Raw genomic sequence first — 13,744 nt, 5'->3', positions numbered from 1 at the left:
TCAGCCGCGGAAACTGTTCTTCAGGCTGCGCAGTTCCGTGAACACGGCCCCCGGCTCCGCGCCGGGGAGGCCGATTCGCGCGGCGAGTTCGGGGTCGTCCGCGCGCAGGAAAGGATTGGTCGCCTTCTCCGCGCCGATCAGTGTCGGCAGGGTGGGCTTGCCGGCGGCCCTCAGCGCCTCGACCTCCGTCACCCGCGCGGCCAGCGCCGCGTTGTCGGGATCGACGGAGAGGGCGAAGCGGGCGTTGGAAAGCGTGTATTCGTGGCCGCAATAGACCACGATGTCATCGGGCAGGGCGCGCAGCCGCAGCAGCGATTCCCACAAGACCGGCGGATCGCATTCGAACGGGCGGCCGCAGCCCATCACGAACAGTGTGTCGCCGGAGAATAGCAGGCGGTCCTCCTCGAACAGGAAGACGATATGCCCCTTGGTATGGCCGGGTGTCTCCATTACCCGCCCCACCAGATTGCCGACCGCGACCGGGTCGCCATCGACCACGGCGAAGTCGAGGCCGGGTATGGTGTCACGCTCGGCCTTGGGACCGATCACGGTGGCGCCGAAGCGCTCCTTCAGCGCCATCACCCCGGCAATATGGTCGGTGTGATGATGCGTCACGAGAATATGGGTCAGCGCCCAGTTCTCGCGCTCCAGAGCCGCGGCGATCGGGGCGACCTCGGGAGCATCGATGACGGCGGTGGCCTCGGTGACGGTGTCGCGCAGCAGCACGGCGTAATTGTCGGCGAGGCAGGGGACGAGACGCAGTTCGACCGGCATGTCGTTCCTCGGGGCTGGTCCTTCGGACGCTCGCGGAAGGCCGCCCGGTGTCAACGGGAGAGCGACCCAGTCCGGCATCTTAGAGCACGAAGCGGCGCGGCGTCAGCGGTCTTCGCTCACGCCGCCGCAAAAGCACCGCGCCGCGTCAGCGGCATTCCTGCGCCGCGCGATCGATGGCGGCCGCGATGCCCGAGAGCGAATAGTTGTCCGTGGTGACATTGCCGCGCAGCGAGGTGCTCTTCACCACGACATCGCGGCCCTTGCGCAGGGCGTTGACGAGGCGTGTCTCCTCGGCCGCGTTGCGCACCCAGGCGCCGGTGCCGCGCGTGTAGAGGCCGAAATTCTCGGTGCCGATGGTGAGTGTGGCGTCCACGCCTTCCTTGAGCGGGAAGCCCATGACGACGCTCACCTCGCCCTTCACATTCTCCGCCGTGCGGGTGGAAATGAAGAAATAGGCCGGGTCGCGCGTCAATCCGGCCGGCAGCCGGCTCTTGGGCTGGGCGAGGGCGTAGCAGATCTTTCCGCTGCCGCTTTCGTCCAGATACGCACCCCAGTCGCCAAACTGGCCGAGCTGTTTGGGTGCACCCTGAGCGCTGGCGCCGGCCGTGCCGACGATAACCAATGCCAAGCTGGCGAGTGCCGCGCGCACGAAATGTCGTGCCATGGTCTCTGTCCTCCTCAATAGGTGCTGCCGCTGTGCGGATTCGTGCGATTCGCCGATCAAGCCGCCCAAGGGATATCCGCCCGGTCGGCGGCTGTGAACCCTTGCGGCGGTAAAGCGGCGCCATTGACGTTCAAATGCGCGAGCCATGGCGGCAAATTGAGGGCCATGGTGAACGACCGGTAAACAGAGCTGAGGATATCGCCTCAGGGCTGGCGCAGCCGCTCCATCGCCTCGCGCGCCGCGCCGCGATGGGCGGGGGTGATATGGCTGGCCAGCAGGTTGAGCGCGGTGGCGATGACCGCGGCGTCATCTCCGAAACCGAGTAGCGGCAGGAAGTCCGGCACCGCGTCGGAGGGCAGCAGGAAATAAGCCAGCGCCCCGAACAGCAGCGCGCGCACGCGCATCGGGGTGTGCGTGTCGAGCGCGCAATAATAGGCCGCCGTGGCGTCCTCGGCGAAGGGAACATGCGTGGCGGCGGCGCTGAGCTTGCGCCAGAATCCGGCACGCACGCGCGCTTCATCCGCGCCGGCCATGCCGGGCGGGGTGTGGTCGTCGAAGATCGGGTCGGACTGTGCGGCCATGCTGCCTCCTCCACGCGATTCGAGATGGCCCCGGCCCGGCTTTTTCGCAATAGGGCCGGCGACATGCGCTGTCACATCAGCGGGTAGGCCGCCTCCAGCCGGTAGGGCCCACCGCCGACCGAATCGCGCGAGGAATACAGCACGAAGCGCGAGACCTCGAAGGTGGGGCTGCGGAAATAGCCGCGCAGCGCGAGATATTCCGCCACCTGGCGCGGCGCCACATCGCGCAGGCGCGCCAGCGTGACATGGGGGCGGAAATTTCGTCCCTCGGGCGGCAGGCCGATGCGCTTCATCGCCCGCTCATGCTCCGCCTGCAGGTCGAACAGCGCCTCGTTCGCCTTGACGCCGACGAAGATCGAATGCGGCTTGTGATTGCCGAACTGGTCAACCCCCTGCAGCGTCACATCGAATCCGAAACGGTCGATCTCGTCGAGCGAGGCTGCGGCATCGCGCGCGACCGCATGGTCGACATCGCCGATGAAACGCAATGTGACGTGGTAGAATTCCGGGCTGATCCAGCGGCCACCGGGCAGGCCGCCGCGCAGCATGGACAGGGTTTCCGCGACGTTTGACGGAATTTCGAGGGCGGTGAAGAGCCTTGGCATGGCCGCCTCCTGCAATTTCCGGCGCGAGGAGGAATTCCCCGCAAGGAAACCGGCTTGATTTGATACGGATTCGCCCCTTGAGGAAAAGCGGAAAATAAGACACGCCCAATACGCGTGCTACAAAAACCCGCGTCCACGACATTGCCCGCCCCAGATCGACAATCGCGTACAATACGCGGCGTCGACCTTGCGGCAGCCCTATCTCCCCGCTGACGGAGCGGGGCGAACCCTATATGGTGATCCTGATGAGCGAATCGACCGAGAACGGCGAGACTTTCGACGACGCCCTGGCCGAGGGCCCGTCCTCCACGGAGGCGGTTCTGGCCGGTCCGGTCACGTTTGCCACCATCGCCCAGATCTTCCGCTATCCCGTCAAGGGCCTGACGCCCGAGCGGATGGAGGTGGTGGATCTTGAGGCGGGACACTATTTCCCCGGCGACCGGCTTTTCGCCATCGAGAACGGGCCGTCCGGCTTCAGCGCCGAGACGCCGGGCTTCCAGCCGAAGATCAAGTTTCTCATGCTGATGCGCAACGAGCGGCTCGCCGCGCTGGATGCGCATTATGACGACGCGACCGCCGAACTGGTCATCCACCACGAGGGGGCGGAGGTCGCGCGCGGCAATCTGGGCACGGAGGAGGGGCGGGCGGCGATCGAGCTCTTCTTCCAGCGCCATTTCCGCTACGAGCTGCGCGGCGCGCCCAAGGTGCTGGCGGCGCCGGCGGGGTTCCGTTTCGTCGACACGACGGAAGGCTTCATCTCGCTGATCAATCTCGCGAGTTGCCGGGCACTGGGTGACATCATCGGGCAGCCGGTCGATCCGCTGCGGTTCCGCGCCAATCTCTATCTCGACGGCATGGAGCCGTGGGAGGAGTTCGACCTGGTCGGCCAGACCATCGAGATCGGCAATCATGTGAAGCTGAAGGTGACGCAGCGCATTTTCCGCTGTGCGGCGACCAATGTCGATCCGGTCAGCGCCAAGCGGGACATGGACGTGCCAGCCACGCTGATGCGCAGCTTCGGGCATACCGATTGCGGCATTTTCGCCGAGGTACTGCAGAGCGGCCTGATCGCCGAGGGCGACCCGGTGCGCATCGAGCTCTGACACGGGCCGCACGCGACCCGGATGATGACCCCGAAAAATGAAAAGGCCCGGCATTGCCGGGCCTTTCTCGTTTCACATGTTCCGCCCGCCCGTCAGGCGTGCCTCCCGCAGGGGAGGGGCGGGCTCACTCGCCCGCCTCGGCCGGCTCGGGAGCATCGGAGCCGGCTTCCCCTTCGGTCTCGGCGCGGCGATAGCGGCGGCGACGCGCGCGCGGGGCGCGGGCTTCGCCCTCGTCTCCCGCGGTCGCTTCCACGGTTGGAACAGAGGCGGCTTCCACAGCGGCGGAGGTAGCGGCGGCGCGGCTGCGGCTACGCGGGGCTTTCGGCGCGGGGGTCGGCTCGGCGGGCGCTTCGGATGCCGGGGGCGACATCGGGGCGGCCGGAGCCTGCACCTTCGTGGCTTCCACCCTGGGGGCCTCAGCCTTCGGCGATTCAGGCTTCGGTGCCTCTGCCTTGGGCGCCTCGGCCCGGGCGGTGTCGACGCGCGGGGCCGGGGTTGCGGTGGGGCTCACCGGGGCGGCGCTGCTCTGCGTGATGAAGGCGGGAAGGCCGATCTCACCCTCGACCTCGGGGCCGAGCCGGGGCTGCGGCTGCTGGGCGGGATCACGATAGCCGGTCTCGGCCGCCTCGCGCCCCTCGCGCGGCTCACGGGATTCCCGCGGCTCGCGGAAGGAACGGTTATTGTCGCGCTGCCAGCGGTTCTCGCGCCCCTCGCGCGGCTCACGTCCTTCACGGGCCTCGCGATACTCGCCCCGCTCCTCGCGAGGTGCGCGGTCCTGCACCCGCTCGGGAGCGCCGCGATCCTGACCGCCGCGGTCCTGGTTCCGATCCTGACCGCGATCCTGTCCGCGGTCCTGGTTGCGATCCTGACTACGGTCCTGATTCCGATCGCGGTTGTCGCGCCGATTCTGGCCGTCGCGGTCGCGATAGAAGTCGCGCGGCTGGCCGTCGCGGTTTCCACCCTCGCGCTGTCCACCTTCACGCGGACCATTGTCGCGCGGACCGTTGTCCCGATAGCCGCCTTCGCGATTGGGCTGCGGCTCGCGGCCCTGGAAGCTCGGCTGCCCCTCGGTGCCACCCTCCTCGAATTCCTCGTCCTCGTCATCCTCGTCGGACCGGATGAAGGGCTGCGCCTGAACCCCGAACTGGGCCTGCGCGGCGAGGATGATGCGGTAATAGTGCTCGGCATGCTGCAGATAGTTTTCCGCAGCGACCGGATCGCCGGAGGCCTGCGCATCCCGCGTGAGCTGCTGGTACTTCTCAACGATATGCTGAGCGGTGCCGCGCACCTTCACGTCCGGGCCGTTCGACTCGTAGACGCGCGTAAGCGGGTTCTGGCTGCGCCGGTTACCGTTGCCGTTGCCGTTGTTGCGGCCACGCATACGCTTCTGCTGGTTATTATTTCGCATCGAAATGGATCTCTGATGCCCATACGCCGCCGGTGGGGACATCCCGGACCGGCTACAGGCGTGTCAATCGCCTTGGTTGTCCGTCGCCCTTCCATTCCGGCCGGAGCCTTGGGAGGGAGCGTCGGAAAGTCAGCCCTCGATCGGCAAACACCCGGCTCAGGCCGGAACAGGGCGAAAGAAGGCCCGGTTTCCAGCATGTGCCGCAGGTCGCCTCCCGACCGTTGGACCTCATTCCATGGGAGTGCATCCTCCGGATGCGCCGCGGCTGGCAAAACCTGCCGCGAACGATTCCGGTCGAAAGGACCCGACCGGAATCAGGCGTGCGCTTCCCTGCGCATCTGCCCTTCCCATGCTTCATCGTGCAACCGAGGCCGCACCGACAAAACCGTGAAGCATTCGCCCGCACGAGACACGCACTGCACCTTCTTCAGGTGCTCGCCGCTAGCGCCAGTCACGATCACTCCAAGGAGCAATCACAAGCCTGTTCGCCATGTGCGGATAATGTCTCGGGTCGATTCCTATGACAAACACTAGTCGGTTCGAACCCTTGTTCCAAGCGCTTTTTTGCACTGCCGCGGCGAAATTCAAGCTGGAACCGTCACCAGAGCGCGGGCAATTCCGGCCAGATCGCGCCGCGCCGCGCCGTCCGCCGGCAGGCCTGCGTCCGCCAGCAGAAGGGCTACCTCGTGCTCCTGCCCGATGCCCAGTTCCAGCACGGCGCGCCCGCCCGTTGCCAGCAGGCGGGGCAGGACGCGCGCGATGGCGCGGTAGGCGTCGAGCCCATCCGGGCCGCCGTCGAGCGCGAGACGCGGATCGTGGTCGCGCACCTCGACCTCGAGCCCGGCAATATCCGTGGCGGCGATATAAGGCGGATTGGAGACCACGAGATCAAAGCGCGCGGCGATCGCCTGCGCCCAGTCGCCCACCATCACCTGCGCGCGGGCGATGAGGCCGAGCCGCACGAGATTGTCGCGCGCCGCGCGCGCCGCGCCCTCGGAACGGTCGACGGCGAGGCCGTGGGCGTTGGCATATTCCGACAGCAGCGCCGCCAGCAGGGCGCCGCTGCCGGTGCCGAGATCGAGGATCCGCAACGGCGCGGCGCGATCGGGGAACAGCGCGAGCGTCGCCTCCACCAGCGTCTCGGTCTCGGGCCGTGGCACCAGCGTCTCGGGCGTGAGCGCGAAATCGAGGCTCCAGAACTCCCGCCGGCCGATGAGCCGGGCGAACGGTTCGCCGGCGGCGCGGCGCTGCGCGAGGGCGGTGAGGCGGGCCGCATCTCGCTCCGCCACCTCTTCGGTGCCGCGCACGATGAGATCGAGGTCGGAGAGACCAAGAGCGGCGCGCAGCAGCGCACGCGCCTCGCGCTCGGGCGCCTCCAGGCCGGCCTCCGCGAAGCACCGGGCGAGGCTGGCAAGGAGGTCGCTGCGGCGGATCACCGCACCCTCCTCACCGCTCGCCCCAGCCGCTGCTCTCGGCCTCGGCCAGCAGCGCGGCCTGATATTCCGTGGTGAGCGCGTCCACCAGTTCGCCCAGCGCATCGCCGGCGAGGATTTCCGGCAGCTTGTGCAGTGTCAGCCCGATCCGGTGGTCGGTGACGCGGCCCTGCGGGAAATTATAGGTGCGGATGCGCTCCGAGCGGTCACCCGAGCCCACCTGCAGCTTGCGCGCGCTGGCACGGGCGCTGTCGCGCTTCTCGCGCTCGGCCTCGTAGAGGCGCGCACGCAGCATGCCCATGGCGCGCGCCTTGTTCTTGTGCTGCGAGCGCTCGTCCTGCACCGCGACGACGGTACCGGTGGGCAGATGAGTGATGCGCACCGCGCTCTCGGTCTTGTTGACGTGCTGGCCGCCGGCGCCGGAGGCGCGGAACACGTCGATGCGCAGATCCGCCTCGTTGATGGCGATGTCGACATCCTCGACCTCCGGCAGCACCGCGACCGTGGCGGCGGAGGTATGGATGCGCCCCGAACCTTCCGTTTCCGGCACGCGCTGCACCCGGTGCACGCCGGATTCGAATTTCAGCTTGGCATAGGCGCCGTTGCCATGCAGCGCGGCGACGATTTCCTTGAAGCCGCCGGCGGTGCCCTCGGTGGTGGAGAGCACTTCGACCGACCAGCCGTTGAGCGCCGCGAAACGCTCATACATGCGGAACAGGTCGCCGGCGAACAGCGCCGCCTCGTCGCCGCCGGTGCCGGCGCGCACCTCGACGATGACGCCGCGCTCGTCCATCGCGTCCTTGGGCAGCAAGGCGAGGCGCACGGCGAGGGCGAGGGTCTCGAGGCGCGCGTCGAGCTCGGCCGCCTCCTCCTGCGCGAGGGCCGCCATCTCCCGGTCGCTCGCGGGATCGTCCGCCAGCGCGCGGGCATCCTTCAGCTCGCGCTGGGTGGCGCGCAGCGCCTTCACGCTGTCGATCAGCGGGCCGAGGTCGGAGAATTCCCGCGACAGGCGGACATAGGTGTCCGCATCCGGGCTGGCGGACAAAGCGTGCTCGATCTCGGCGTGGCGCGCGAGGAGCTGGTCGAGCCGGGCGTCGGGAAGGGCCGTCACGGGTGGGTCCTCACAGCGGCAGGCCGGCTTTCTCGGCGAAGGCCTTGAGCTGGGGCCGCAGGGTCGAGAGCTCGGTTCCCGATTCCAGCAGCGGCGTGATCGCCGCGGCCAGCGCGCCGAGGTCGAGTTCCAGCAGCATGGCCTTGACCGGGCCGTAAGAGGCCGGGGAGAGCGAGAGCTTGCGATACCCGATCGCCACCAGCGCCAGCGCCTCCAGCGGCTTGGAGGCCAGCTCGCCGCACAGCGTCACCGGCTTGCCATGGGCCATCGCCTTGTCGGCGATCAGCTTCAGCGCGCGCAGCGAGGCGGGGCCGAGCGGGTCGAACCGGTCGGCGACGCGCGGATTTCCCCGGTCCGCGGCATAGAGGAACTGCACGAGGTCGTTGGAGCCGACCGAGGCGAAGTCGATGCGCTCGAACAACTGGTCCAGCTGGAACAGCAGCGCCGGCACTTCCAGCATCACGCCGATCAGCGCGCGCTCGGGCAGCGCGTGGCCATGGCGGCGCAGATGGGTCAATTCGCGCTCGACGATGTGGCGGGCGCGGTCGAATTCCTCCACCGCCGACACCATGGGGAAGATGAGCCGCAGCTCGCGCCCCGCCGCCGCCTTCAGAAGCGCGCGGATCTGGCTGCGCAGCAGGCCCGGCCGGTCCAGCCCGAGGCGGATCGCCCGCCAGCCGAGCGCCGGGTTCTCCTCCTCGATGGCCCGCATATAGGGCAGCACCTTGTCGCCGCCGATATCGAGGGTGCGGAACACCACGGGCCGGTCGCCGGCCGCGTCCAGCACCGAGCGATACAGCTTGAGCTGCTCGTTGGTGCGCGGGAAGGCGGAGGCGATCATGAATTGCAGTTCGGTGCGGAACAGGCCGATGCCGGTGGCGCCGGTCTCGTCGATATGCGGCAGGTCGACCAGCAGGCCGGCATTGAGATGCAGTTCGATCTCCACCCCGTCGCGGGTGCGGGTCGGCAGGTCGCGCAGAGCGGCATATTGTTCGAGCCGCTTGGCGCGGAACCGCACCTTCTCGACATAGGCCGTCTCGACATCGGCGGGCGGGCGCACCTGCACCTCGCCGGAGACGCCGTCGACGATGATCGCATCGCCCGAATCGACCAGCCCGACAATGTTCTCGACATGGCCGACCGCGGCGATGCCGAGCGCGCGAGCGACGATGGTGAGGTGGCTCGTCGCCGCGCCTTCCTCCAGCACCAGGCCGCGAATGCGGGTGCGGTCATAGTCCAGCAGCGCCGCGGGGCTCATGTTGCGGGCGACGATGATGGCGTTTTCCGGCAGCCGCAGCGTGTCCGGCCCGCCGGCGCGCCCGGTGAGCTGGCGCAGCAGGCGATTCGCCAGATCGTCGAGATCATGCATGCGCTCGCGCAAATACGGGTCGGTCATGCGCAGCATGCGCGCTCGGGTGTCCGACTGCACGCGCTCCACCGCGCCCTCGGCGGTGAGGCCGGTGAGCACCGCCTCGCGCATGCGGCCGATCCAGCCGCGATCATGCGCGAACATGCGGTAGGTCTCGAGAATGTCGCGATGCTCGCCGACGCGGGCGACGCCCTCGTCCTCCAGCATGATGTCGATGGAGGCGCGCAGCGTGTCGACTGCGTGGTCGAGCCGGGCCAGCTCGGCCGGCAGGTCGTCGGCGATGACCTTGGTCACCTCGATGCGCGGCTCGTGCAGCACGACATGGCCGAGGCCGATGCCCTCCGAGAGGGCGAGCCCGGACAGGTGCAGCGGCCGGCGCGCGGCCGGTTCGGCGCCGGGCAGCGCCATGGCGGTGAGTTCGCCCGAGGCGATGATCTCGGCCAGCACCATGGCGGTGGTCTGCAGCGCCTCGATTTCCTCCTCGGTATAGGAGCGGTGGGCGCGGTTCTGCACCACCAGCACGCCGAGCGTGTTGCCCGCGCGCAGGATCGGCACGCCGAGGAAGGAATGGTAGATCTCCTCGCCTGTCTCCGGCCGGTAGGAGAAGGCGGGGTGGGCCTGCGCGTTGGAGAGGCTGATCGGCTCCGCTTCGCGGGCGACCGTGCCGACGAGGCCCTCGTCGATACGCATCACCGTGAGATGCACGGCGGTGCGGTTCAGGCCCTCGGTGGCGTAGAGTTCAAGCGTGCCGTCGACGCGCAGCACATAAACCGAGCAGACCTCGGCCACCATGTTGGCCGCGATCAGCACCACGATCTTGTCGAGGCGGTCCTGCGCGCTGACGGGCTCCGCCATGACCTCGCGGAGACGCCGCAACAATACGCGCGGGCCGCCGAGTGCGCCACGCATGGGCAGTCCTCGGTTTCCGGGCGCTGCAACCCGGACGATCCGTCAAGGGGCGCGACTCATGCCGTGCCCTGCTGGAGCCCTTGTCGCCCGGATGGAACCATCCGCGCGGACAAAATGCTCCTGACTCAAAAACGTGAGCACGTCCTCGTCGACCGGATGATTCCATCCGGTCGGGACATGCTCCGGCTCAGGCGTCGAGCCCGTATACAGAATGCAGCGTGCGAACGGCAAGCTCGGTATAAGCCGCATCGATCAGCACCGAGATCTTGATCTCGGAGGTGGAGATCGCGCGGATGTTGATGCCGCGTTCCGACAGCGCCTTGAAGGCGCGGGCGGCGACGCCCGCGTGGCTGCGCATGCCGATGCCGATGATCGAGATTTTCACCACATCGGTGGCGCCGACGATGGTCTCGAAGCCGATTTCGCCATGCGCGGCGGCGAGCGCGGCCTTGGCGCGCTCGAAATCCGCCGTCGGCACGGTGAAGGTGATGTCGGTGAAGCCCTCGGCCGAAATGTTCTGCACGATCATGTCGACATTGATGTTGGCTTCCGCGAGCGGCACGAACACGCTGGCGGCGATGCCGGGCTTGTCCGGCACGCGGCGGATGCTGACCTGAGCTTCATCCCGCGCGAAGGCGATGCCGGTGACGACTTCACTCTCCACGATTTCCTCCTCGTCGCAAATCAGGGTTCCGGGCGGGTCGCCGGCGGTCTTCAGTTCCGGCGCGTCCGGGTCTGTGAAGCTGGAGCGCACGAAGGTGCGCACCTTGTGCACCATGGCGAGCTCGACCGAGCGCACCTGCAGCACCTTGGCCCCGAGCGAGGCCATTTCCAGCATTTCCTCGAAGGCGATCTTGTCGAGCCGCTTCGCCTTGGGGACGATGCGCGGGTCGGTCGTATAGACGCCGTCGACGTCGGTATAGATGTCGCAGCGGTCGGCCTTGATGCCGGCGGCGACCGCCACCGCGCTGGTATCCGAGCCGCCGCGCCCCAGCGTGGTGAGGCGGCCGGTGGCGAGGTTGATGCCCTGGAAGCCGGCAATGACCGCGACTTCGCCTTCCTTGAAGCGCTTCACGATCTCGTCGCCGCTCACCGAGAGGATGCGGGCCGAGCCATGCGCGTCGTCGGTGGAGATCGGCAGCTGCCAGCCCTGCCAGGAGCGGGCGGGGATGCCCATTTCCTGCAGAGCGATGGCCAGCAGGCCGGATGTCACCTGCTCGCCCGAGGCGACGATGGCGTCATATTCGCGGGCGTCGTGCAGCACGGCGGTCTCGCGCACCCAGCCGACCAGCTCGTTGGTCTTGCCCGCCATGGCGGAGACCACGACGGCGACCTCGTGGCCGGCCTCGATCTCCCGTTTCACATGGCGCGCCACATTGCGAATGCGGTCAATGTTGGCGACCGATGTGCCGCCGAACTTCATCACAAGACGTGCCATTCTGGGAAACCGTATTCGTGTTCTTTTGTCGGGGTCGAGCCGGAGAGATGGGCCCCCGGCCGAAAAGGCGCGTATACATATCCACCTCGCGTCCCGCCCGCAACGGCCCGGCCGCGAGGTTGGAACGGTTCGGGCCACGGCCCGCTCCGCCTGAAGCGTCCTGTGCCGAGAGAGTGTCGATGTCCGAGACCGCAACCACTGTCGATCCCCGCGAAGTGGAGCGTTTTGCCGCGCTCGCCGCCGAATGGTGGAACCCGCGCGGCAAGATGGGGGTGCTGCACAAGTTCAATCCGGTGCGGCTCGGCTATCTCCGCGAGAAGATCACCCAGCATTTCGGCCGTGATTCGCGGCAGATGCGCCCGCTGGAAGGGCTGCGCCTGCTCGATATCGGCTGCGGCGGCGGCCTGCTGAGCGAGCCGCTGGCGCGGATGGGCGCCGAGGTCGTGGGCATCGATCCGGCCGAGCGCAATATCGGCGTCGCCTCCCTGCATGCACAGGAAAGCGGCGTTCCCGTCGATTACCGCGCCGTCACAGCCGAGGACCTCGCCGATGCGGGTGAGCGTTTCGACGTGGTGCTGGCCATGGAAGTGGTGGAGCATGTGGCCGATGTCGGCCTGTTCCTCGCCCGCGCGAGCGAGCTGGTGAAGCCGGGCGGCCTGCTGTTCGCCGCGACGCTGAACCGCACCAAACGATCCTTCGCGCTGGCCATTGTCGGAGCCGAATATGTGCTCGGCTGGCTGCCCAGGGGCACGCATGACTGGAATCGCTTCGTCACCCCGGACGAGCTGGCGCAGGCGCTGGAGGCCGGTGGCCTGCGCGTGATCGACCGCGAGGGCGTGGTGTTCAATCCGCTGGCGGACCAGTGGCGTCGCTCGAGCGACACGGCGGTCAACTACCTGATGCTGGCCGAGCGGCCGGCCTGATTCGGGTCTCTGGCGAGAGGCGCCGGCACGCGCCCGGCGATGACGCGGCGAGACTCTCATACCGGAATGCACCGCATGGCCGCCGTTTCCTCGCTTGCCGCTCTCGCCTCGCTCAACCTGTTCCTTTCCGATGTCCGCGACGGGCTCGGGCCGTTTCTCGGGGTGTTCCTGCAGCAGAAGCAGTGGACGCCGGGCGAGATCGGGCTGGTGATGACCCTTGGCGGTCTCGCCGGCATGGTGGCGACCATCCCGATGGGGGCTCTGGTCGATTCGAGCCGGGCCAAGCGGACCATCATCGTGGTCGGCTCGGCGGTGGTGATCGCCGCGTCCATGGCCATCCTGCTGGCGCCGAGTTTCGGCGTGGTGACGGTGGCGCAGGCCGTCAACGGCATCGCCGCCGCCGCGCTCGGCCCGGCGGTGGCCGGCATCACGCTCGGCCTTGTCGGGGCGGGGGGATTCGATCGGCAACTCGGCCGCAACGAGGCGTTCAACCACGCGGGCAACATCCTCGCGGCGGTGCTCGCCGGCCTGTTCGGCTGGTGGCTCGGCCTGCCGGCGGTGTTCGCGCTGATGGCGGCGATGGCGGTCGGCTCGATTCTCTCGGTGCTGGCGATCCGGCCGGGCGATATCGATCACGAGGCGGCGCGGGGCATGTCCTCGCCGGCGACGGCGGGCGACAAGACGGAAGGCAAGGCAGAGGGGTGGCGCACGCTGCTGTCCGACAAGCGGCTGCTGACGGTGGCGCTTACCATGGCGCTGTTCCATCTCGGCAATGGCGCCATGCTGCCGCTGTTCGGGCAGGGGATGGTGGCGCGCGGGGCGGGAGATCCCTCGGCGCTGACGGCCCTCACCGTCGTCGTGGCGCAGGCGACCATGATCCCGATGGCGCTCATCGCCTCCCATCTCGCCCGTTCGCGCGGCTATCGGCTGGTGCTGTTGATGGCGCTGGCGGCGCTGCCGCTGCGCGGCATGATCGCGGCGGCGGCGGCGCAGTGGGACCTCTCCATCGCGCTGTTTCCGGTGCAGATGCTGGACGGTGTCGGGGCCGGCCTGCTCGGCGTCGCCACGCCCGGCATCGTCGCCCGCATCCTGCAGGGGTCGGGGCGGTTCAATGTCGGGCTTGGCGTGGTGATGACCGCGCAGGGTGTGGGCGCCGCGCTGTCCACCACGCTGGCCGGTTTCGTCGCGCAATATGCCGGCTATCCCGCGGCCTTCTTGACGCTGGGCGGGGTGGCGCTGGTGGCGGCGGCCGCCTATCTCGCGGGCGGGGCGCCGGGTGGCGAGGCCGCCGCGCGCCCGGCCGTGCCGCCCGGCGCCGTGCCCGGCTGAAAATTCGCCGCTTGACCCGGATCAAGGCTCTTCCGTTGCCGTTTCGCCACACTACATGAGCTTGAGCGGATCGCCGGATCGGGGTCCGCCGCGGCGG

The 13,744-nt window shown here is 68.5% G+C and carries 12 protein-coding genes; 3 read left to right on the top strand and 9 right to left on the bottom strand.

Annotation, left to right across the window (positions count from 1 at the left end):
• The 4 genes from gloB to thpR all read right to left on the bottom strand — a co-directional run bounded on the left by gloB (position 1) and on the right by thpR (position 2,624).
• Positions 1-774, bottom strand: a complete 774-nt coding sequence (gene gloB, locus FHS55_RS13980) for a hydroxyacylglutathione hydrolase (RefSeq protein ID WP_183190391.1) — start codon at positions 772-774, stop codon at positions 1-3.
• 145 nt (positions 775-919) lie between these two features.
• Entirely contained in the window at positions 920-1,438 is a 519-nt protein-coding gene (locus tag FHS55_RS13975) for an invasion associated locus B family protein (RefSeq protein WP_183190390.1), read from the bottom strand.
• Between the two features lie 203 nt (positions 1,439-1,641).
• Entirely contained in the window at positions 1,642-2,019 is a 378-nt protein-coding gene (locus FHS55_RS13970; RefSeq protein WP_183190389.1) for a YkvA family protein, read from the bottom strand.
• Between the two features lie 71 nt (positions 2,020-2,090).
• Positions 2,091-2,624 carry an RNA 2',3'-cyclic phosphodiesterase gene (thpR, locus tag FHS55_RS13965; RefSeq protein ID WP_183190388.1) on the bottom strand — a complete coding sequence of 178 codons (534 nt, stop codon included), beginning with the start codon at positions 2,622-2,624 and terminating at the stop codon, positions 2,091-2,093.
• A gap of 245 nt (positions 2,625-2,869) precedes the next feature.
• Between thpR and FHS55_RS13960 the strand changes: the two genes are divergently transcribed.
• A complete protein-coding gene (locus tag FHS55_RS13960; RefSeq protein WP_183190387.1) occupies positions 2,870-3,727 on the top strand; it encodes an MOSC domain-containing protein in 858 nt (285 codons plus the stop codon).
• Between the two features lie 124 nt (positions 3,728-3,851).
• Here the strand turns inward: FHS55_RS13960 and FHS55_RS13955 are convergent, their stop codons facing one another.
• The 5 genes from FHS55_RS13955 to FHS55_RS13935 all read right to left on the bottom strand — a co-directional run bounded on the left by FHS55_RS13955 (position 3,852) and on the right by FHS55_RS13935 (position 11,395).
• Positions 3,852-5,108: a DUF4167 domain-containing protein gene (locus FHS55_RS13955; protein WP_246340153.1), complete on the bottom strand. Its 1,257-nt coding sequence runs from the start codon at positions 5,106-5,108 to the stop codon at positions 3,852-3,854.
• Between the two features lie 611 nt (positions 5,109-5,719).
• Positions 5,720-6,568 carry a peptide chain release factor N(5)-glutamine methyltransferase gene (gene prmC, locus FHS55_RS13950; protein ID WP_425485820.1) on the bottom strand — a complete coding sequence of 283 codons (849 nt, stop codon included), beginning with the start codon at positions 6,566-6,568 and terminating at the stop codon, positions 5,720-5,722.
• A 13-nt stretch (positions 6,569-6,581) separates the two neighbouring features.
• Positions 6,582-7,679, bottom strand: a complete 1,098-nt coding sequence (gene prfA / locus FHS55_RS13945) for a peptide chain release factor 1 (RefSeq protein ID WP_183190385.1) — start codon at positions 7,677-7,679, stop codon at positions 6,582-6,584.
• A gap of 10 nt (positions 7,680-7,689) precedes the next feature.
• Positions 7,690-9,957: a phosphoenolpyruvate--protein phosphotransferase gene (gene ptsP, locus FHS55_RS13940; RefSeq protein ID WP_183190384.1), complete on the bottom strand. Its 2,268-nt coding sequence runs from the start codon at positions 9,955-9,957 to the stop codon at positions 7,690-7,692.
• Positions 9,958-10,144: 187 nt separating this feature from the next.
• Positions 10,145-11,395 (bottom strand): aspartate kinase, encoded by a 1,251-nt coding sequence (locus tag FHS55_RS13935; RefSeq protein ID WP_183190383.1) that lies wholly within the window; start codon positions 11,393-11,395, stop codon positions 10,145-10,147.
• Between the two features lie 179 nt (positions 11,396-11,574).
• On the opposite strand from FHS55_RS13935, the gene ubiG reads away from it, so the two are divergent.
• On the top strand, positions 11,575-12,318 hold the full coding sequence (gene ubiG / locus FHS55_RS13930) for a bifunctional 2-polyprenyl-6-hydroxyphenol methylase/3-demethylubiquinol 3-O-methyltransferase UbiG (RefSeq protein ID WP_183190382.1): 744 nt from the start codon (positions 11,575-11,577) through the stop codon (positions 12,316-12,318).
• A gap of 75 nt (positions 12,319-12,393) precedes the next feature.
• Positions 12,394-13,647 carry an MFS transporter gene (locus tag FHS55_RS13925; RefSeq protein WP_246340152.1) on the top strand — a complete coding sequence of 418 codons (1,254 nt, stop codon included), beginning with the start codon at positions 12,394-12,396 and terminating at the stop codon, positions 13,645-13,647.
• The last annotated feature ends 97 nt before the right edge of the window (positions 13,648-13,744 follow it).

This window comes from Ancylobacter tetraedralis, from assembly GCF_014195655.1.
GTDB classification, from domain to species: Bacteria; Pseudomonadota; Alphaproteobacteria; order Rhizobiales; family Xanthobacteraceae; genus Ancylobacter; species Ancylobacter tetraedralis.
Note: the sequence above shows the minus strand (reverse complement) of the source record. Positions and strands in the feature narration are given on the sequence as shown.

Excerpts from the sequence above, each read along its gene's own strand:
- FHS55_RS13970 (WP_183190389.1), bottom strand. The coding sequence starts at position 2,019 with ATGGCCGCACAGTCCGACCCGATCTTCGACGACCACACCCCGCCCGGC.
- ptsP (WP_183190384.1), bottom strand. The coding sequence starts at position 9,957 with ATGCGTGGCGCACTCGGCGGCCCGCGCGTATTGTTGCGGCGTCTCCGC.
- FHS55_RS13975 (WP_183190390.1), bottom strand. The coding sequence starts at position 1,438 with ATGGCACGACATTTCGTGCGCGCGGCACTCGCCAGCTTGGCATTGGTT.
- thpR (WP_183190388.1), bottom strand. The coding sequence starts at position 2,624 with ATGCCAAGGCTCTTCACCGCCCTCGAAATTCCGTCAAACGTCGCGGAA.
- FHS55_RS13960 (WP_183190387.1), top strand. The coding sequence starts at position 2,870 with ATGAGCGAATCGACCGAGAACGGCGAGACTTTCGACGACGCCCTGGCC.
- FHS55_RS13955 (WP_246340153.1), bottom strand. The coding sequence starts at position 5,108 with ATGCGTGGCCGCAACAACGGCAACGGCAACGGTAACCGGCGCAGCCAG.
- FHS55_RS13935 (WP_183190383.1), bottom strand. The coding sequence starts at position 11,395 with ATGGCACGTCTTGTGATGAAGTTCGGCGGCACATCGGTCGCCAACATT.
- FHS55_RS13925 (WP_246340152.1), top strand. The coding sequence starts at position 12,394 with ATGGCCGCCGTTTCCTCGCTTGCCGCTCTCGCCTCGCTCAACCTGTTC.
- ubiG (WP_183190382.1), top strand. The coding sequence starts at position 11,575 with ATGTCCGAGACCGCAACCACTGTCGATCCCCGCGAAGTGGAGCGTTTT.
- gloB (WP_183190391.1), bottom strand. The coding sequence starts at position 774 with ATGCCGGTCGAACTGCGTCTCGTCCCCTGCCTCGCCGACAATTACGCC.